Origin of the sequence: Kribbella deserti (assembly GCF_042434725.1) — a bacterium.
In the GTDB taxonomy this organism is placed as follows: Bacteria; Actinomycetota; Actinomycetes; order Propionibacteriales; family Kribbellaceae; genus Kribbella; species Kribbella deserti.
Window position 1 is genome coordinate 23,996 of the sequence record NZ_JBHLTC010000009.1, and the last position, 17,946, is coordinate 41,941.

Here is a 17,946-nt window from a genome sequence, read left to right on the forward strand (position 1 = left end):
CGAGGGCTATCGCGCCGTCGGTGCCCCGGACAATACGACCTCCCACGCCCGACCGACCCGCCGACCACTGCGGCGGCTTGAGCGTACCCATGCAGTGGTCACTCTGGGTAGTTGGCTGGAATCTGGCGCGGCCGGGCTGGGCGGGTGCATGGTGGGTTGGGGAGGGGGACGATGATGAAGCGACTCCTGGCGGGATTTACTGTCCTATTGGCTTCGTGTCTGATCGCGGCCGGCGCTAGCGCGGTTGGGTTGGAAGGCGAGAGTCCGGGGACACCTGTCGCGGGCAAGGTGGGCGCTAGTGAGGTCTACCTGGTGCTGCTCGCGGAGGCTCCCGCGGGCGCGTACGAAGGTGGCGTCGCCGGATATCCCGCGACCAAACCGGCGGCCGGGAAGCGGCTGAACAAGAAGGACGCGCAGGTCCAGCGATACGTCAACTACCTGCGCTCCCGGCACGCCCAGGTGGCGAACAGCGTCGGCGCGGTACGGGTGTACGACTACGAGTACTCGCTGAACGGTTTCGCTGCGACGCTTACCAAGGCACAGCTCGCCAAGCTGCGTACGACGGCCGGCGTCGTCTCCATCCAGCGGGATTCGCTTTCGCAGGTCAAGACCGACAACACGCCAACCTTCCTCGGGCTGAACGCGGCGGGCGGTCTCTGGAGCCAGCTCGGCGGGCGAGGTAGCGCGGGGGAGGACGTCGTCATCGGCGTGGTGGACACCGGTATCTGGCCGGAGCACCCGAGCTTCGCTGCCACCGGTTACGGAGCCGTACCGGTCGGCTGGAACGGGATCTGCCAGGCCGGTCAGCTCTGGAGCCAGCAGCACTGCAGCAACAAGGTGATCGGCGCACGCTATTTCCACAAGGGATTCGGGCACTTCGGCGGCGCGCTGCGGGACGACTACCTGTCACCGCGCGACCACGACGGCCACGGCACGCACACCGCCTCGACCGCGGGCGGCAACGCCGGGGTCAACGCGTCGATCTTCGGGCGCGATTACGGCACGGTGAGCGGGATGGCGCCGCGCGCAAGGATCGCGGCGTACAAGGCGTGCTGGCCGGGCGGTTGCGCGTCCAGCGACCTCGTGAGCGCGATCGACGCGGCGGTCGGCGACGGCGTTGACGTCATCAACTACTCGATCGGCGACGGCGATCCGGACTTCCTCGACGCCGACGACGTCGCCTTCCTGTTCGCCCGCCAGGCCGGCGTTTTTGTCGCCGCCTCGGCCGGAAACTCCGGTCCGGGTGCCAGTACGGTCGACCACGGTGGTCCGTGGCTGACGACGGTCGGCGCGAGCACCCACAACCGCTCTTTCGCCGGTACGGCGACGCTCGGCAACGGCACCGCCTTCCAAGGTGCGTCCGTCACGCAGGACCTCCCGATGACCCCGCTGGTCGACGGAGCCGCGGCGGGCAGCGAGGGCTGTTTGTCCGGTCTGTCACCGGCAGCCGTGACCGGCAAGATCGTGCTGTGCAAGGGAAGTTTCTCCCGCGCGGCGCGGAGCCTGGCGGTCAAGAACGCGGGCGGCGCCGGGATGATCCTCTACACGGAATCCCAGAGTGACGCCCTGCTGAGCGACAATCACCATGTCCCGGCCGTCCACATCCGCAACTCCGACGGCCTCGCGATCAAGGCGTACGCCGCGGCCGCAGGCGCTGCGACGGCATCGCTGTCGGGTGGTTCCAAGGCCTTCGGCGGTGGCAACACCATGGCGGCGTTCTCGTCCCGCGGGCCGCTGGTCGACAGCGCGCGAAGCACGGGTGATCTGCTGAAGCCCGACGTGACCGCGCCTGGCGTACAGATCCTGGCTGGTACCACCCCGACCGCCTTTGTCGGCGCGCCAGGCCAGCTGTTCCAGGCGATCGCCGGTACGTCGATGTCCAGCCCGCACGTCGCCGGTATCGGTGCGCTGCTGCGGGACCTGCATCCCGGCTGGACGCCGGACATGATGCAGTCGGCGCTGATGACCAGTGCCCGGCAAGACGTTCTGAAGGAGGACGGCACTACGCCGGCCGATCCGTTCGACTTCGGCGCGGGCCATATCGTGCCGAACAGCGCGGCGGATCCCGGTCTCGTGTATCCGGCCGGGTTCGACGACTACCGCGCGTTCCTGCGCAGCCAGGGCCTTTGCACCGCTTGCTTCGGCGCCACCGCGGCACCGGTCATCGCCGCGACCGATTTCAACACTCCGGCCATCACGATCCGCTCGCTCGCGGGCGTCCGTACGGTGACCCGTACCGTGCGCAACGTTGGACCCGCCGGCACCTACACGGTCTCCGTCGCGGCGCCGCCCGGGATCGACGCGGTGGTCTCGCCGAGCGTGCTGAGCCTCGGCGCCGGCGCGACGGCGTCGTACCAGGTGTCGTTCACGGCGAAGCCCGACGCGGACATGAACGCCTACGCCTTCGGTTCGCTGACCTGGTCCGATGGCGCCGGCCACAGCGTGCGGAGCCCGCTCGTCATTCGTCCGGTCATGATCACCGCGCCGGCCGCGGTGGTGGGAACCGGTACGGCCGGGTCGCTCCAGTACTCGGTCAAGACCGGTTACGCGGGCAACTTCGCCGTGTCGCCGCAAGGTCTCGTGGCGGCGACGACCGAGCCGAGGAGGGTCGCCGACGACCGGACGGACAACTTCAACCCGGACACTCCGGACGCGAACCAGGGCATCCAGGTGCACGAGTTCGCGGTGCCCAGCAGTACGCCGCTGCTGCGGGTGCAGTTGTTCGACGAGTTCACCGATGGCAACGACGATATCGACTTGTACCTGTACCGGGCCGGTGCCGATGGCAAGCTCACGCTGCTCGGGTCCAGTCTGACTGCCACCAGCGCCGAGCTCATCGACGTCGCGGAGCCCGCTGCAGGTACGTACCGCGTCTACGCCCACGGCTTCGCCACCGACGGCCCGGACGCGTCGTACACGCTGTTCCGGTGGCTCGTGCCCAGCTCGCCCGCGGGCAATTTGGCCGCGTCGTCGAGTACGACGACCGCGACCGTCGGCGGTACGGCGAACATCACGGTGGCGTGGACCGGTCTCACTCCGGCAACGAAGTACCTCGGCCGGATCAGCTACTCCGACACCAACTCCGAGCTTGGCGCCACCCTCATCACCGTGAACCCGTAGTCAGTGGACCTTGCCGGCGGCCAGGGCTTCTTGGACGCCGGCGAGGAGCTTCTTGCTGGTGTTGAAGACGGTTCGGCGCCCTTCGGCCGGGGTGGTGTCGGGGTGCTGGTGGAGCACGACCCCGATAATCAGGCGGCCGGAGCCGTCCAGCGCCTTTGCGGCCCACATCAGCGCGCCGCCGGCAGGCGTACTTGATCCGGTCTTGAGGCCGACTACGCCCGGCTCGTCCAGCAAGGCGTTGGTGTTGACGATCTCGCCTTTGATGCCGGGCAAAGTGACACTGCGCTTGGCGACGATCGAGCGGATCACGCTGCTTTTCATGACCTCGCGGGCCAGTTTGAGCTGGTCGACGGCCGTGCTGACCGTGGACGGCTCGAACCCGCTCGCGCCGGTGTATTTGGTCTGATCCATGCCTAGGTCATGGGCGGCCTCGTTCATCTTCTGCACAAAGGCCTCCTGGCTACCGGCGTCCCACCGAGCCAGCAGCCGGGCGATGTTGTTGCCGGAGGGGATGAGCATCAGCTCCAGCAGTTCCCGCTCGGAGTAGGACCGGCCGGCCCGGACCTTGGCGGTCGACTCATCGCGGGAGGCCGACTCGTTCTCGGCGGTCTGGTCGATCTCGATTCCCGGGCCGGCGTCGTCATCCTTCAGTGGGTGGTGCTTGAGAATCACGTACGCCGTCATCACCTTGGCCAGGCTTGCGATCGGGACTGGCTCGCGATCTCCCCTGGCGCCAAGGCTGCCCACGCCCTCGACCTCGACCGCCGACTGCCCATCCTTCGGCCACGGCAGCAAAAGGTTGCTGGCCGCAACGTTGCCGCCCGCGGCGCCACCGGCCGGCTGCCCGGCGGACCAGAGCACGGCACCGTCATCGCCAGGACGAGCGACGAGCCAACCGCTCACGCCCAGGGCGGTGATCGCAACAGCAGCCGCACCGGTTTTCAGCACAGAACGCATGGGCAAGCACCCTCCAGGAGATTGAAGTGCGGGCCTTCCCGCACTTCAACCAGGCTGTACGCCGGGCATCTCCGGGGTGTCCGAACCAGGCAGCAGTTGCCGCTTACGGACCCATCCGTTGTGTATCAGGTATTACCTGGACGCGTGGAAGTACACGGCGAAACGCGCGCGCTCGAGCGGGGCCTCGCGGTTGGACCACCGGGTCCAGCTGCCACTGTGCTTGAGGCGACCGCGATACGAGCCGGTTCGCACGCTCTTCAGCTCACTGTGGTCGAGTGCCTTGTCGCCGCTGTCGTCGTACTGGATCTTGTGCTCCGCGTTGACCCCGACGCCAGAACCTTCACTGACCGTGGTGTCGTCGAATGACGAAACCACCGTCCAGTCCGTTCCGAAGCGCGAGTTGGACGGAGTTTCGGGCAGACCCTTGAGGAAATCGCTGCCCGGAGTCATTTGCGTACACTGCCTTGGGCTGCCGAGGAACACCTTGCAGAGATTGAGCTGAGCCGTGCTCGCTCCGTCGTGCGGCGTGCCGAGCGTGACGACGTCCTCGACGTAGAGATAGGGCGGAAAACCCGCAGTGCCCTTTCTGACGTGATACAGCGCGGAGCGAATCACCAGGCCGCCCATGGAATGCGCGACCACGTCGACCTTTCTGCCGTGCCGGGAGTAGCCGTTATAGATCCGGTTCGCCAGATCCTTGGAGATTGTCGTGAGGGACGATTGACGGCTGCCGGCGTACTTGTACGTGCAGTTCTTGCCGCCGGCGTAATAGCCGTACGTGACTAGTCCGCCGCGCCAGCCCTTGCTCTGGAAGTGCCTTTTGGCGCTCGCCCAGTAAGAGGAACAGTCGGTGTCCGAGGCGTCCTTCGGGTCGAATCCGTGAATGAAGAACAAGGTGTTACTGCTGCCGTCGGATCGGCTCGGCGCAGCGGCGAGTGCCGACTCGGGACTGGCCGAGTCAGGTCTGATCGGTTCGGCGTTTGCCGGGGTGGTTGTCAGCAGGGTGGTCGTCAGCGCGAGAACCGCGGTGACGACGACGGCGGCTGATCGTCGGACTCGTTGCATGACCTTGCCTCTCAAGGTGATGGAAGGTCGCTTTCGCTGACCTCTAGTGATCGCCGCCGCACGCTATCCATCGGCACGAACACGCCACTGCCCGTACATCACCCGTACCGCGGCCTTGGCGGGCTGGCTTTGTAAGGTGGCGGGATGGTTGAGCTGCCCGCGTCGTGGCGTCATGTTGCTCGAACGGCTGGGCAGTTCCTTGACGGAGATTCCGCTCGCTGAGGCGGTCGGCGTACTGGGTGGATTGATGCGCCGGCTGGCGGTTCCCGCGGACCCGGTCCGGTGCGAGCGGATCTTTCGCGCGTTCGGCTAGTTCGCTCGGGCGGGAGTTGCCTGGCGGCGGAAGGTCCGGCGGTACGACGAGGGCGAGGTCTGCACGAGCCGGCTGAAGTGGTGCCGGAAGGTGACCGGCGTGGCGAAACCGACGGCCGTCGCGATCTCCTCGATCGGCGCGTCCCCGGACTCGAGCATCACCAGGCTCGCCTGTACTCGCTGGGCGATCAGCCACTTGCTCGGGCTGGTCCCGGTCGCACGGGTGAAGTGGCGCAGGTAGGTCCGCGTTGACAATCCGGCCCGATCAGCCAGTTCCTGTACGCCGATCTGGTCCGCGAGGTGTTCCAGCGCCCAGGCCAGACTCCGGGCCACGGGCGCGTCTGCCGGCTCCGGGGCCAGCGGGGATTCGATGTACTGCGCTTGGCCTCCCGCGCGGTGCGGCTGGATGATCATCCGCCGGGCCACTGCGTTCGCGACGTCGGCGCCGAGGTCTTTTCGAACCAGGTGCAGGCATAGGTCCAACCCGGCCGCGCAGCCCGCGCTGGTGAGCACGTTGCCTTCGTCGGTGTACAGCGGTTCGGGGTCCACCATGATGTCGGGATACCGCTCGCGCAGCAGGTCGGCGTACTGCCAGTGGGTGGTCGCGCGGCGGCCGTCGAGAATGCCGGCGGCGGCCAGGGCGAACGCGCCCGAGCAGATCGAGACGATCCGGGCTCCGCGTTCGTACGCCTGGCGCAGTGCGGCGATCAGCTCGGGGGAGGTCTCAGCTCGCGGGTCGGCGACGCTCGGCACCACCACGGTGTCCGCGGCGGCGAAAACGTCCAGGCCGTACGGCGTACTCAGGGTTGCGCCACCGAGGACTCGCACGGGTTGCGGTGTCTCCGTGCAGACGGTCAGCTCGTACCAGGGCCGGCCGATATCCGGCCAGCTGAGCCCGAAGATCTCGATCACGATGCCCGACTCGAATGACGTCATGCCGTCGTACGCGAGCACGGAGACGGTGGAACGAGCCATGTCCGAATCTTAGCGGTAGTCGTCTTATGCGCCACTTCTATGGTCGCGCGGGAAGTTCGACGATGAAGTCATGATGCGAAAACTGCTCCGGACGATCGCAGGCCATACCGCCGATTTCGCCGCCGGAATACACGCCGCGCACGCCATCCGGCACGGCGCGGAACCGCCGCAGCGGGCCCGAACCAACCGAGCTACTCCGCTTCACGCCGGGCGTCGAGCAGGCGCATCGCCGGGGTGACCGCGACGCCGTGCACGACCACGCTGAGCAGTACGACGAAGGCGGTGGTGGCCCAGAGCCAGCCGAGATCCGGCGCGAAGTCCTTACCGGCGTACGCGAGGTAGTAGATCGAGCCGACGCCCCGGACGCCGAAGGCCGCCGTGACCCACCGCTCGGACCGGTTCATCGCCGTACCGGTCAGGGAGACCCAGGCGCTGAGCGGGCGGATCACCAGGATCAGCAGTAGACCGATCAGCACGCTCTGCCAGGTCAGCGGGCCGAGAATGCCACCCGTGACGGCGATCCCGAGCAGCAGCAGGATGCCCCAGGTCAGGATGTGCTCCAGCTGTTCGAGGAACCAGTGCAGGTCCTCGTGGAACTCGTGCCCGCGTTCGGCTCCTCGTACGGTCAAGGCGGCAACGAAGACCGCGATGAACCCGTAGCCGTGCGCCACCTCGGTCAATCCGTACACGCCGAGCGTGATCGCGAGAGCCAGGATCGGTTCACGCGAATCCGCCAGCCGCAGGCTCTCGATCGGCGCCGAGAAGGCCATCCGCCCGAGCAGCCAGCCCGCGCCGGCACCGATGACCACGCCGATCACGGTCTTGCCGAGCAGCTCCCACGCCAGCCACTCCAGGGCCCACTCGCCGATGGCGCCCTTGGTGGCGAGAAAGACCGCCGCGTAGACGAGCGGAAACGCGAGCCCGTCGTTCAGCCCGGCCTCGGACGTGAGCCCGAACCGAACTGGATCGTCCTCCTCGGGCTCGGCCCCAGGGCCGGTTGACGGACCCTGCACCTGTACGTCGGACGCGAGCACTGGATCGGTCGGAGCCAGTACGGCGCCGATGAGCAAAGCCGTCGCCGGCGCGAGTCCGATCGCCCAGCCCACCCCGGCCACCGCCAGAACGCAGGCGGGCATCGCCACCAGAAGCAGCCGCCAGGTGGTCCGCCAAGCTCGCCAGCCGATCGGCCGGTCGATCGCGAGGCCGACGCCCATCAGCGCGACGATCACGGTCAGTTCCGTCAGGCGCTCGGTCAGCGCCGGATGGGTGATCGGGTCCACCTTGCCCCGGTCGACCACCAGGCCGAGCAACATCCCGGCGCCCAGGAAGGCGATCGGCGCCGAGACCGCGTACCGCCGCAGCAGTCGAGGCAGCACCGCCCCCAGCAACAGCGCCGTCCCGGCGACCAGGTACAACCCGTCCCCGTCAATCTGCATCCCCTGACCCTAGGCGCAGAAGTGCTCCACCCGTCGAACGGGACCACCAGCAACCTCAGGTGGCGCCGTCAGCCCTGCGCCGCCGGTTCCGTCGTCGTGGTGGAAGGCGATCCGGGAGGAGTCGCCGGGCTTCGACCCGGACATCACGCCGGCCGGACCCAGCATGGGCCGGCTCGCGGAGCTGGTGCGTACCTGTCGCGGTACCGTCCGGCGGAAGTTGCTGAAGGCAACTAATCCACCTGCTATCCGGCCGGACCGCCGAGTGGCAGGCGGTTGATCGATGTCCTTCTTGAGACATGCGGACGATGCCGGCGCCAGTTGATCTGCGTCGGCTCTCGACAATGACCTCTGGTCGCGGCTACGGTCGCCCGCACAAGTGAACATCGCGCTGTTGATCCCACTCGGGAGAGTCCACGCCCTACAGGGTGGTGGACGCCGGAGGAGCAATTCTCCCCCAGAAACTCTCAGGCACCGATACCGACGGGTGAGGCGACTCTGGAAAGCCGGGATGACGTGATCCCGCACCCACGGTGCAAACCGCTTACCCGCGGTGAAGCTCTCAGGTACCAATGACAGAGCGGGGAGGCCCGACCGGTCTGGTCATGGCTTTGCCATGGCCGGGGAAGTGAGCCTCCGCCATGCTCAGTGAAGTCCTGCCCGACGACGGGCGGATCAGCAATCTCGAAACCGCCCAGAAGTGGTACGTCGACACGCTCGGGTGGACCGTCACCATCGACCGGGACAACGGCCGCCTGCTGGCCACGATCGGCACGCGGCTCGGCGGACTCGTCGTACCGGCGGAGTTCGCGATCGTGGCCCGTCGTACCGCGGGCGTGCGGGAGGCGCTCGGCCCGATGCTGAAGGCCGCGGACCGTACGACGTGGACGCTGCTCGCGGTTGGGCGATTTCCGCAGCTGCCGCAACAGCTGGTTCAGGCGGGCCTCAGCGTGCTGTCCGCCGGGAGCCGGATCGAGTTGCCCGCGCACGAGGGGCACGCCGAGGCCGCGGTGTCGTGGATCGACGCGCCGACCGGTGATCCGTTGCCCGTGGCCGGAGAGCTTTTCGCCGCGATCCAGCGGGTGGTCGACGTACTGCTCAAACGCCGGCAGGCGATCATGATCGACACCGTCGACGCGTATCTGGCCTCGGGCAGCGATCCGTTGCGAACGGCCACCATTTTGGGCATAGACCGCGGCGAGCTGGTGCGCCGGCTGGCGATGATCCGCGAACTCACGGGCCTCGACCTCGCCGACGCATCCAGCAGCTAGCCGCAGGCGAGCGTGGGATAGAGCGGGAATTTCGCCACGAGAGTGGAGACCCGGTGGCGGAGTTCGTCCCGCAGGGCGTCGGTTGGCGGTTTGATCAGCGTGGTCGCGATGATGTCGGCGACTTCCTTGAACTCGGGGTGATCGAATCCCCGCGTGGCCAGCGCGGGACTGCCGATGCGTAGTCCCGACGAGACCATCGGCGGCCGCGGATCGAACGGCACGGCGTTGCGATTCACGGTGATACCGATCGCATCGAGGCGGTTCTCGGCTTGTTGCCCGTCGAGTTCGGAGTTGCGGAGGTCGACCAGCACCAGGTGCACCTGGGTCCCGCCGGTGAGTACGGAGATCCCCGCGGCTCGTACGTCGTCCGCGAGCAGCCGTCCGGCGATAGCCCGGGCGCCCTCGAGCGTACGGCGCTGGCGGTCGGCGAACTCGGCCGTCGCGGCGACCTTGAACGCGACGGCCTTCGCCGCGATCACGTGTTCCAGCGGTCCGCCTTGCTGGCCAGGGAAAACCGCCGAGTTGAGCAACTTGGCGAGGTCCGCGCGGTTCGTGAGGATCACTCCGCCGCGCGGACCTGCCAGGGTTTTGTGCGTCGTGGTGGTGACCACGTCCGCGTACGGAACCGGGTTGGGGTGCAACCCGGCCGCGACCAGGCCCGCGAAATGGGCCATATCCACCATCAGGTAAGCGTTCACCTGATCGGCGATCCGCCGGAAGCCGGCGAAGTCCAAGTGCAAGGGGTACGCCGACCAGCCGGCCACGATCAGCTTCGGCCGGTGTTCGATGGCGAGCCGTTCCACCTCGTCCAGATCGATCCGGCCGTCGGCCTGCCGGACGTGGTACGAGACGACGTTGTAGAGCTTGCCGCTGAAGTTCAGCCGCATGCCGTGGGTGAGGTGGCCACCGTGGGCGAGATCGAGGCCGAGAATCGTATCGCCGGGTTCGAGCAGCGCGGCCATCGTCGCGGCGTTGGCCTGCGCGCCGGAATGCGGTTGCACGTTGGCGAATCCGGCCCCGAACAGGCTTTTCACCCGGTCGATCGCGAGTTGCTCGACCACATCGACGTACTCGCAGCCACCGTAGTAGCGGCGGCCCGGATAGCCCTCGGCGTACTTGTTGGTGAGTACGGAACCCTGGGCCTGGAGGACGGCGAGTGGGGCGAAGTTCTCGCTGGCGATGAGTTCGAGGGTTTGCCGCTGGCGGTTCAGTTCGGCGGTGATGGCGGCGTCGATCTCGGGATCCAGCTCGGCGAGGGACTGATCGAGCGTGCTCACTGGCCCGCCTCGCCTTCGGTGAGGGCCTGGTAGGCGGTGGCGTCGAGCAGGTCGGGCGTTCGGGCGACCTTGAGGCGGAAAAGCCAGGCCTTGAAGGGATCGGCGTTCAGCAGTGACGGTTCGGCGACAACGGCTTCGTTGATCTCGACGATCTCGCCGTCGGCGGGCGCGTAGAGATCGCTGACCGATTTGGTCGACTCGAGTTCGCCGCAGGTTTCGCCGGCGGTGACGATCGTGCCGACCGCGGGCAGGTCGACGTACACGAGATCGCCGAGCGCGTCGGTGGCGAACTCGGTGATGCCGACGGTGGCGGCATCGTCGCCGAGGTCCAGCCACTCGTGCTCGGCGGTGTACTTCAGCTGGGCAGGTAGCGGTGTTCGGTTGGGCACGGCGGAGGCTCCCTGGTTCGGGCAGCGCGCGGCGCGCGCCACCGTTGGGTGACCTCCCCGCTCTGTCATCGCTACCTGAGAGCTTCGCCGCCTGGTGGGCGGCTTGCACCGTGGGTGCGGGACCGATGGCGGTCCCGTCTTTCCAGAGTTCGCCTCGCCGGAGCGGTGACTGGGCCTGAGAGTTTCTGGGGAGAGTTGCTCCTCCGGCGCCTCAACCGTGGTGCGGTGAGAGCTCTCCCGCTCCGATTCGAACAGCGCTATATGCAGTTAGGTCCGGTGACCATAGGTCGAGACCTCGTACGCCGTCAATCTCCACCCAGCCATCTCAGCTTGGGTTGTTGATGTCGTCCGGAGTGGTTTCGGGCTTGGTGTGGAGCACTTCGCGGACCTGTTCGGCGGCACGCAGCATCGCCTCGCTGATGAAGTCGCTGAAGCGGGCGATGTTCTCCAGGCGGGCAGCGGCCGGCGTGCCGGGTACGAGCACGTGAACGCCTTGCCGGGCGGTCTCGGCCACCTGGGCGATGCCCCGCGCGCCGGCGATCGTGGAGTGGTACCAGACGTCGTCGTCGACGAAGTACCGCTCGCGACGGCTGTCGTCTCGGCGCTCGCGTCGGATCAGGCCTTGCTCTTCGAGGAACGAGATCGCCTTGGAAACCGACGCCGGGCTGATCTGGAGATGCTGCACGAGGTCCGCCGCGGTGAGGCTGCCCGCGTCGGTGACGAACAGGCAGGTCAGCACCCGGGCCATCATCTGGGGCAAGCCCTGTCGCATCAGCAGGGTCGTGAACGTCTCCTCGTACTCGCGCACCGCCGCGTCGTCGCGCCCATGGCCGCTTGTGAGCGCGCGCCGTTCGCGCGGCAGGGCTTGTGGACGTCGACGGGTACGACGTTCGGTGGCGCGGTGGGCGAGGTCGGCCCGATAGGCGGTCGGGCCGCCGTTGCGCATCACCTCACGGGTGATGGTGGAGGTCGGGCGATCCAGCCGCCGGGCGATCTCCGCATAGGCGAGGCTGTCCGCCAGGCCCAGGGCGATCTGCTGGCGCTCCTGCTGGGTGAGTCTGCCTCCCGGCACCACCAGCTCCCTTCGTGCGGTTTCGCCCGTCCCGCGCAGGCTAGCACTTCAATGCAACGTCTGTTGAGTCGACGTTGCATTGAAATGGCGAGTTCTCTTCGTCTATTTGAGGTGTTGACCTGCGTTGATGCAGGCGCTGCGATTGCGTGTTCGGGGAACGCAACGTAGCGTTTTATGGGTCGGAAACATTGCGGAAGCGCCTCAGATGTCGGCGCGGTTCGTTGGACGAGGTCTGGCGGGGCAATCGGAGGTAGCGTGAGGATTCAGCCACCGCTACTGACAGGTTTCGCGCGAGGAGCGATTGTGGATCGATCCACGGCTCGGCCCTGGCCCGGAAACGGCGGTCAGGAACCACCGCCGCTCGACGCGCAACTGATGGCCCGGGTGGCGCGTGGTGATACCGAGGCCTACAGCTCGCTGTTCGACCTGGTCTCGCCCAGGGTCTTTGGCCTGGTTCGCCGGGTCCTGCGCGATCCGGCCCAATCCGAAGAAGTCGCCCAGGAAGTCATGATCGAGGTGTGGCGCACCGCCGCCCGCTACGAGGCCGGCCGTGGTTCGGTGATCACGTGGGTGCTGACGATGGCGCACCGGCGCGCGATCGACCGGGTCCGCTCCGCCCAGGCGGCGACCAATCGCGATCAGGCCGTCGCCGCGCAGTCGGTGGAGACGGAGTTCGACCAGGTCACCGACTCGGTCATCAACCGGCTCGAGGCCGAGCAGGTTCGCCGGTGCCTGGGCTCGCTGACCGAACTGCAGCGCGAGTCGATCACCCTGGCGTACTACGGCGGCCACACCTACGGGGAAGTGGCGGCCCTGCTGGATGCGAAGCTGGCGACGATCAAGGCGAGAATGCGCGACGGCCTGATCCGGCTGCGCGACTGCCTCGGCCTGGCGGGAGAGTGACGATGATGAGTGAAGACCTTCATCTGCTGACCGGCGCCTACGTACTCGACGCGCTCCCCGAGGAAGACGAGGCCCGGTTCGAGGCTCACTTGGCCGAATGCGCGTCGTGTGCGGCCGAAGTCGCCGAGCTGCGGGAAGCCACCGCGAAACTCAGTGTCGGCATGGCCACGCCGCCATCGGCCGGGCTCAAGGCCAGCGTGATGGCGTCCATCGCGCAGGTCGAGCAACTGCCGCCCTCATCCAGCATGTCGTCGCCCCCGTCGCCCCCTGCAACTGCAGTGCAGCGCCGGGGGGTCAGCCGGAGGTCTTTGTTCGCTCTTGCGGCGGCCGTGGCGATCATCGCGGGAATGGCCGGCGTGGCCATCGATCAGTACCGCGACAACGCGGCCACCCGCCGCGTCAACGAGTCCATCGCGGCCGTACTCGCTCAGCCGGACGCCCGCACCGCCCACGGCGCGGTCGCCAACGGTGGGCAGGCCACGGTGGTGTCCTCGGCGAGCAAGGACACCGCGGTCGTCGTACTGAAGGACTTGCCGGACCTGCCCTCGGGGCGGACGTACCAGTTGTGGTTGATCGACAAGTCCAAAACCGCCCACTCCGTCGGGCTGGCGGATCCGGACTCGGACGAACCGGCCCGAGTCGTCGCGGGCGTCGCCGGCATGGCCGCCTTCGGCCTGACCGTCGAACCGGAAGGCGGTTCGGCCAAACCGAGCATGCCGGCCGCCGTCATCGTCCCGATGGCCTAAGCCGGCTCTCCGCGGCTCAGGCGGTGGCCTCGAGTTGGGCCAGGTCGCGCACCGCGTAACGGTGGTGCTCGGCCTCTTCCTTCAGCACCACCTTGAGGCAGCGGCGTACGACGTACTCCTGATCGGGGTACGGCGGTGCGGGTTTGCGCGCGCAGACCCGGTCGAGTTCGGCCTCGGTGAGTTCGTCGATGACTCGCCGCATCGTGGCCATGCGGGCCAGCCGCGCCGCGAGTGCCTCGTCGAACGTTGGCTTGGCGTCGAGCGTGAGCCCGAGCTTGGCCGATTCCTCGGCCGGCATCCCGCCGGCGGGATAACCCAGCGGGTGGTACGGCGCCTCCTCTTCGAGTACGGCGCTGCCGAGCCAGGCGTCGCTGGCGAACAATAGGTGCCGGTGGGTCTCGACAAATGACCACTCGCCGTTGACCCGCTCGGACAACTTTGCCTCAGGCAACAACCTGGCGCGGTCGAGCGTGGTCTGCCACATCGTCTCGATGGCCTGCCAGGCCGCCCGGTAGTCGTCGACCGAGGCGGCGTCACGCGCCATCGCCCGGATGGGGTGCTGCCGGTCGAGCTCGGCTTCGACGTACGCGGTCACATCGATGTCGTTGACCACCACGCGCTCGAAGTCGCCACCAAGGTAGACGTCGCTGCCGTAGCAGTCGACGATCTTCAGCCCGCTGACCTCGCAGTCGCGGATCTCAAGATCGCCGAGTTCGCACAGGTGAATGCGGGCACCACGAAACTGGTCACTTTGAACATATTCGGCAGCCATCGCAGCAGTCTGCCGCACTCGTGATCGTTGCTGCTACCCGGTGCGCCAGCGGCTTTGGTGGGTCCAGCCGATCGTCGACGCGGCGCGACCGCAGTCGAAAACCGACGTGGTACCTGGCAACGGCCTGGTCACTGTGGTTGCCGGCGCGTGTTCAGCAAGCAGTTCGGCGGTCGGGCGGCGGGATCCGGTGTCTTCGGCGGTGATCAGTAAGGTCAGGAACCGATCAATGTCCGCCCGCGGAGCAAGGGCCAGCAGACACGCTCTGGCCGCCTCGCCAAGGTCGACATAGCCCCAAAGGTTGGACGCGTTGGCCGCTGGTGGCGCCTCGGCGACGAACTCACGAACTTCGGCCGGCGTGAGGATCCAGTGGAACCGCAAGGCGGTCACCTGCATACCCCTGCGGGCGTACATCTCGCCGGTCCGCTCCAGGAAATCCTTGCTGAGGGCATACGGGTCGACGTACTGCAGTTGAGTTTGCTCGTCGACCGGTGCCGACGGCCACGGCAGGTCGACCGGTGACCAGGCGGGCCCGTAGAGGGAGCCACTCGAGGCGAGAACCGCGTGCCTGATGCCGAGTTTCCAGGCTTCTTCCATGGCGTTGAAGGTGGTCATCGTGTTCCGCAGGACCAGCTGCGCCGGGTCGATCGCCTCCGGAGTCGGAATCGCCGCGCAGTGCACGATGGCGTCCGCGCCGGTCAGCGACTCGCGAACGGACGCCGGGTCCATCAGGTCAACGGGTGCGTCGCCGGTCAGGTCGGCCGCGGTGACTTCATGGCCTGCCGCTGTCAGTTGGCGGCAGACTTCGGCGCCGAGTTTGCCGCGTGCACCGCTGACCCAGACTCGCATCGCATCATCCTAGGCCGGACCGGCGAAATGCTGTTGGGGCTGAGGTCTCGCGGTGGCCGGTGAAACGATGTAAAAGTGAAACCTCGCAGGTTCCGCCCACCTGAGGAGAGTTGTTATGGGTAGACGAGTGCTGGTGGCGATGACGGCACTGGCCGTGCTGGCCGCCCCCGTCGTTCCGGCCGCGGCCGGTGACCAGGCTGTTGCGGCCGCGGTGTTTCCGCAGACCGTGATTGCCGCGGATTTCCCGGATCCGGACGTGATCCAGGTCGGTAGTACCTGGTACGCCTACTCGACGAACAACGGCCGGGGCAACGTGCCCGTAGCGAGTGCTCCCGCGGCGAACGGGCCGTGGACGATTCGCGGCGACGCGATGCCGGATGGCCCGTCGGCCAGCTGGGCCCAGGGCGGCCGGACCTGGGCGCCCGACGTACATCGCAATCCGGACGGCAGCTTCACCCTCACGTACACGGCGTGGCATCGGTCGAGTGGGCGTCAGTGCATCGGGGTCGCGACGGCGAGTTCGCCGCTCGGCCCGTTCGCCCCGGCCGAGGGAGCGCCGATGATCTGCCCGCTGAACCTCGGCGGTGCGATCGACGCGAACACCTTCGTGGCCGCGGACGGGACGCGGTACTTGCTCTGGAAGAACGACGGCAACGCGATCGGCGTGAACTCGACGCTATGGCTGACTCGGACCACCAACAACGGCAGGGCCCTGACCGGCGGCAATACCGCGCTGTTGTCGTCCCGCGGCGTGATCGAGGCGCCTGACCTGGTTCAGCGCGGCAGCAGGTTCGTGCTGTTCTACTCAGGAGGTGGTTACGTCGACTGCAACTACCTCACCTCGTATGCGACGGCGACCTCCCTCAGTGGCCCGTGGACGGTTGCTTATCGACCGCTGATGACCACCGCCAGCTTCGACAACCGGATCTGCGGCCCGGGTGGTGCCGACTTCACGGCCGACAAGGTGTTCCTGCATGGCTGGGTGAACGGATCCAGGCACATGTACGTCGCGGACCTCGGCTGGGCCAACGACTACCCGGTCGTACGGGGGAGCCGCGTGCGGTACGAGGCCGAAGCCGGAACGCTGAACCACTGCCGGATCCGTACCGGCGCGGCCGGGGCCTCGGGAGGAGCCGTTGCCGCCTACATCGATTTCGCGGACTCGTGGGTCGAGAACACGGTGTACGCGCCTCGCGCGGGTGGTTACACCCTGCACGTCAGCTACGCCAACGGCACGGCTGGTACCGCCAGCCACGGTGTTGTTGTCAACGGCAACAACCAGGGCTCGGTGAGTTATCCCGCGACCGGGTGGGACAACTGGCGGCAGGCCTCGGTTTCGATCACCCTCAACGCTGGGTTCAATCGGGTTCGGTTGACCAAGGGTGCGGGTTATGCCGAGGTCGACTTCCTCGAAGTCCAGTAGACGCATGGGGTGAACGCCGTACCCGGATGCGGTACGGCGTTCACCCATCCTCAGTGGACGCGCTCAGCTGAGCCACCTTGTCGCCGTTCATGGTCGGGAAGGTGACGTTGGAGGCGCGCCAGCTCGCTCCTGGTACGCCTGGTCCGCCCGCGTTGTCGCGCGCGGTCGCGGCCGCCATACTGCCGAGGATCGCCACCGCCTGTCCGGCCGGCCTTCGGTGGGACGAGCTGGTTGGGCGTAAGGGGTTCGGGCACCCGCGGCGAGCCGTGCCGGCGGGGCGGTGGCCGGTTGACTACGTTTCGGTGATGGGCTCGGATCGACAGGCCGCGCAAGACTGAAGCGCAATTATTATTTCCGGATCTGCCCTTTCCGGCGACGCTGAGCGATAATTATCCGGCTACCTCTCGGTGGCAGGGAGAGGAGAACGCCGTGACCTTGGACAGCGTGCGGGCGGCGAGCGCGAGCCTGCCCGAATCGTTGCGGCGGATCGCCGACTTCGTCCTGTCCGAGCCGTCCGTGGCCGCGCGGCTGACGATTACCGAACTGGCCGAGCGCACCGGCACGTCGCAGGGAACCGTCACGCGTTTTTGCCGCGCCTGCGGCCTCAAGGGATTCGCCGAACTGCGCATCGCGATGGCCGAAGAGGTCGGCCGGACGGGCGCGCAGCGCTGGAGCGACGACATCGGCCGCGAGATCGGGCCGGAAGACACCACGGAACAAGTCCTCAAGGTCTTGGTCGCGACCAACGTGCAAGCCCTGTCCCGAACCGCCGAGCAACTCGATCTGGCCGCCGTCGACGAGGTGGTCGAGAAGCTGATCGCGGCCCGGCATTGCCACTTCTTCGGCGTCGGGACCAGCGGCGTGAGCGGCAACGAACTCGCCAAGCGCCTGCAGCGGATCGCTATCACCTGCTGGAGTTCCAGCGACGTACACACTGGCCTCGTCGCCGCCAGCCTGGCCGAACCGGCGGACGTCTTCGTCGGCATCTCGTCATCCGGCAAGGTGGTGGAAACCATCGAGGTGCTGCAGGCCGCCCGCCGCAAAGGCGCAACCACCATCGCCATCACCGCCCAACCCGGCTCACCCCTGACCGACGCGGCCGATCTCGTCCTCACCACCGGACGCCAAACCAGCGCCGAACCGGCCGGAGCCCTCGCCGACCGCCACGCCCAGTTCCTCGTCCTCGACATCCTCTACACCCGAATCGCCCAAGCCACTCACCCCCAAACGCTCACCCTGCTCGTCTCCACCGCCGAAGCCCTCCAACCCCACCGAACCACCCCCAATCCCCCCAAACGCAAACCCAAACCCTGAGCGGGTCAGCGGGGACAGCGTGGTTCGTAGTCGCGAGAACCCGGGCCTGGAGGCTTGCCTGGCCCTCCGGC

The 17,946-nt window shown here is 67.5% G+C and carries 17 protein-coding genes, 1 pseudogene and 4 riboswitches; of the genes and pseudogenes, 8 read left to right on the forward strand and 10 right to left on the reverse strand.

Features of this window, described 5'->3' with window-relative positions; translation table 11 throughout:
* Positions 1–171 precede the first annotated feature (171 nt).
* Positions 172–3,120 carry a S8 family peptidase gene (locus tag ACFFGN_RS08275; protein ID WP_380044802.1) on the forward strand — a complete coding sequence of 983 codons (2,949 nt, stop codon included), beginning with the start codon at positions 172–174 and terminating at the stop codon, positions 3,118–3,120.
* Here the strand turns inward: ACFFGN_RS08275 and ACFFGN_RS08280 are convergent, their stop codons facing one another.
* Together ACFFGN_RS08280 and ACFFGN_RS08285 are read right to left on the reverse strand one after the other, a co-directional pair.
* The gene (locus ACFFGN_RS08280) at positions 3,121–4,077 is read right to left on the reverse strand and encodes a D-alanyl-D-alanine carboxypeptidase family protein (protein WP_380044803.1); all 957 of its coding nucleotides are present in this window, start codon (positions 4,075–4,077) and stop codon (positions 3,121–3,123) included.
* A 132-nt stretch (positions 4,078–4,209) separates the two neighbouring features.
* The gene (locus ACFFGN_RS08285; RefSeq protein ID WP_380044805.1) at positions 4,210–5,142 is read right to left on the reverse strand and encodes an esterase/lipase family protein; all 933 of its coding nucleotides are present in this window, start codon (positions 5,140–5,142) and stop codon (positions 4,210–4,212) included.
* 172 nt (positions 5,143–5,314) lie between these two features.
* Here ACFFGN_RS08285 and ACFFGN_RS08290 point away from each other — a divergent pair, with 172 nt between their 5' ends.
* Positions 5,315–5,455: a hypothetical protein gene (locus tag ACFFGN_RS08290; protein ID WP_380044807.1), complete on the forward strand. Its 141-nt coding sequence runs from the start codon at positions 5,315–5,317 to the stop codon at positions 5,453–5,455.
* Here the strand turns inward: ACFFGN_RS08290 and ACFFGN_RS08295 are convergent.
* On the reverse strand, positions 5,452–6,429 hold the full coding sequence (locus ACFFGN_RS08295) for a GlxA family transcriptional regulator (RefSeq protein WP_380044809.1): 978 nt from the start codon (positions 6,427–6,429) through the stop codon (positions 5,452–5,454). The two genes, ACFFGN_RS08290 and ACFFGN_RS08295, sit on opposite strands and share 4 nt — an antisense overlap.
* A 191-nt stretch (positions 6,430–6,620) precedes the next feature.
* A complete protein-coding gene (locus tag ACFFGN_RS08300; protein ID WP_380044811.1) occupies positions 6,621–7,865 on the reverse strand; it encodes a cation:proton antiporter in 1,245 nt (414 codons plus the stop codon).
* An 85-nt stretch (positions 7,866–7,950) separates the two neighbouring features.
* Between ACFFGN_RS08300 and ACFFGN_RS08305 the strand changes: the two are divergent.
* A pseudogene (locus ACFFGN_RS08305) lies at positions 7,951–8,142 on the forward strand (AAC(3) family N-acetyltransferase); the annotation flags it as partial.
* A 115-nt stretch (positions 8,143–8,257) separates the two neighbouring features.
* A riboswitch (glycine riboswitch) is annotated at positions 8,258–8,355 on the forward strand.
* A riboswitch (glycine riboswitch) is annotated at positions 8,356–8,451 on the forward strand.
* A 52-nt stretch (positions 8,452–8,503) separates the two neighbouring features.
* On the forward strand, positions 8,504–9,133 hold the full coding sequence (locus ACFFGN_RS08310) for a helix-turn-helix domain-containing protein (protein ID WP_380044813.1): 630 nt from the start codon (positions 8,504–8,506) through the stop codon (positions 9,131–9,133).
* Here ACFFGN_RS08310 and glyA read toward each other — a convergent pair.
* The 3 genes from glyA to ACFFGN_RS08325 form a co-directional block, all read right to left on the reverse strand.
* Positions 9,130–10,410, reverse strand: coding sequence for a serine hydroxymethyltransferase (gene glyA / locus ACFFGN_RS08315; protein WP_380044815.1), 1,281 nt, complete (start codon positions 10,408–10,410; stop codon positions 9,130–9,132). The genes ACFFGN_RS08310 and glyA overlap by 4 nt on opposite strands.
* Positions 10,407–10,799, reverse strand: coding sequence for a glycine cleavage system protein GcvH (gene gcvH, locus ACFFGN_RS08320; RefSeq protein ID WP_380044816.1), 393 nt, complete (start codon positions 10,797–10,799; stop codon positions 10,407–10,409). Before gcvH ends, glyA begins: the two co-directional genes overlap by 4 nt.
* Before the next feature lie 52 nt (positions 10,800–10,851).
* Positions 10,852–10,951, reverse strand: a riboswitch (glycine riboswitch).
* Between the two features lies 1 nt (position 10,952).
* Positions 10,953–11,049, reverse strand: a riboswitch (glycine riboswitch).
* Between the two features lie 75 nt (positions 11,050–11,124).
* Positions 11,125–11,871: a GbsR/MarR family transcriptional regulator gene (locus ACFFGN_RS08325; RefSeq protein WP_380044818.1), complete on the reverse strand. Its 747-nt coding sequence runs from the start codon at positions 11,869–11,871 to the stop codon at positions 11,125–11,127.
* A gap of 303 nt (positions 11,872–12,174) precedes the next feature.
* Between ACFFGN_RS08325 and sigK the strand changes: the two genes are divergently transcribed.
* Together sigK and ACFFGN_RS08335 are read left to right on the forward strand one after the other, a co-directional pair.
* Complete coding sequence (sigK, locus tag ACFFGN_RS08330; RefSeq protein WP_380044819.1) at positions 12,175–12,774, forward strand: ECF RNA polymerase sigma factor SigK; 600 nt, start codon at positions 12,175–12,177, stop codon at positions 12,772–12,774.
* A 5-nt stretch (positions 12,775–12,779) separates the two neighbouring features.
* On the forward strand, positions 12,780–13,520 hold the full coding sequence (locus ACFFGN_RS08335; protein WP_380044821.1) for an anti-sigma factor: 741 nt from the start codon (positions 12,780–12,782) through the stop codon (positions 13,518–13,520).
* Between the two features lie 16 nt (positions 13,521–13,536).
* Here ACFFGN_RS08335 and ACFFGN_RS08340 read toward each other — a convergent pair whose 3' ends face one another.
* Positions 13,537–14,292, reverse strand: coding sequence for a DinB family protein (locus ACFFGN_RS08340; RefSeq protein ID WP_380044823.1), 756 nt, complete (start codon positions 14,290–14,292; stop codon positions 13,537–13,539).
* Between the two features lie 33 nt (positions 14,293–14,325).
* On the reverse strand, positions 14,326–15,138 hold the full coding sequence (locus ACFFGN_RS08345; protein ID WP_380044824.1) for an NAD-dependent epimerase/dehydratase family protein: 813 nt from the start codon (positions 15,136–15,138) through the stop codon (positions 14,326–14,328).
* Positions 15,139–15,253: 115 nt separating this feature from the next.
* On the opposite strand from ACFFGN_RS08345, the gene ACFFGN_RS08350 reads away from it, so the two are divergent.
* A complete protein-coding gene (locus tag ACFFGN_RS08350) occupies positions 15,254–16,561 on the forward strand; it encodes a family 43 glycosylhydrolase (RefSeq protein WP_380044826.1) in 1,308 nt (435 codons plus the stop codon).
* Positions 16,562–16,601: 40 nt separating this feature from the next.
* Here the strand turns inward: ACFFGN_RS08350 and ACFFGN_RS08355 are convergent, their stop codons facing one another.
* The gene (locus ACFFGN_RS08355) at positions 16,602–16,739 is read right to left on the reverse strand and encodes a hypothetical protein (protein WP_380044828.1); all 138 of its coding nucleotides are present in this window, start codon (positions 16,737–16,739) and stop codon (positions 16,602–16,604) included.
* A gap of 251 nt (positions 16,740–16,990) precedes the next feature.
* Here ACFFGN_RS08355 and ACFFGN_RS08360 point away from each other — a divergent pair, with 251 nt between their 5' ends.
* Entirely contained in the window at positions 16,991–17,875 is an 885-nt protein-coding gene (locus ACFFGN_RS08360; RefSeq protein WP_380044830.1) for a MurR/RpiR family transcriptional regulator, read from the forward strand.
* Positions 17,876–17,946 lie beyond the last annotated feature (71 nt).

Coding starts and splice junctions, on each gene's coding strand:
- ACFFGN_RS08280 (WP_380044803.1), bottom strand. CDS start 4,077: ATGCGTTCTGTGCTGAAAACCGGTGCGGCTGCTGTTGCGATCACCGCC.
- ACFFGN_RS08275 (WP_380044802.1), top strand. CDS start 172: ATGATGAAGCGACTCCTGGCGGGATTTACTGTCCTATTGGCTTCGTGT.
- ACFFGN_RS08285 (WP_380044805.1), bottom strand. CDS start 5,142: ATGCAACGAGTCCGACGATCAGCCGCCGTCGTCGTCACCGCGGTTCTC.
- ACFFGN_RS08310 (WP_380044813.1), top strand. CDS start 8,504: ATGCTCAGTGAAGTCCTGCCCGACGACGGGCGGATCAGCAATCTCGAA.
- ACFFGN_RS08355 (WP_380044828.1), bottom strand. CDS start 16,739: ATGGCGGCCGCGACCGCGCGCGACAACGCGGGCGGACCAGGCGTACCA.
- ACFFGN_RS08340 (WP_380044823.1), bottom strand. CDS start 14,292: ATGGCTGCCGAATATGTTCAAAGTGACCAGTTTCGTGGTGCCCGCATT.
- ACFFGN_RS08295 (WP_380044809.1), bottom strand. CDS start 6,429: ATGGCTCGTTCCACCGTCTCCGTGCTCGCGTACGACGGCATGACGTCA.
- ACFFGN_RS08335 (WP_380044821.1), top strand. CDS start 12,780: ATGAGTGAAGACCTTCATCTGCTGACCGGCGCCTACGTACTCGACGCG.
- ACFFGN_RS08350 (WP_380044826.1), top strand. CDS start 15,254: ATGGGTAGACGAGTGCTGGTGGCGATGACGGCACTGGCCGTGCTGGCC.
- ACFFGN_RS08300 (WP_380044811.1), bottom strand. CDS start 7,865: ATGCAGATTGACGGGGACGGGTTGTACCTGGTCGCCGGGACGGCGCTG.
- ACFFGN_RS08345 (WP_380044824.1), bottom strand. CDS start 15,138: ATGCGAGTCTGGGTCAGCGGTGCACGCGGCAAACTCGGCGCCGAAGTC.
- ACFFGN_RS08290 (WP_380044807.1), top strand. CDS start 5,315: ATGTTGCTCGAACGGCTGGGCAGTTCCTTGACGGAGATTCCGCTCGCT.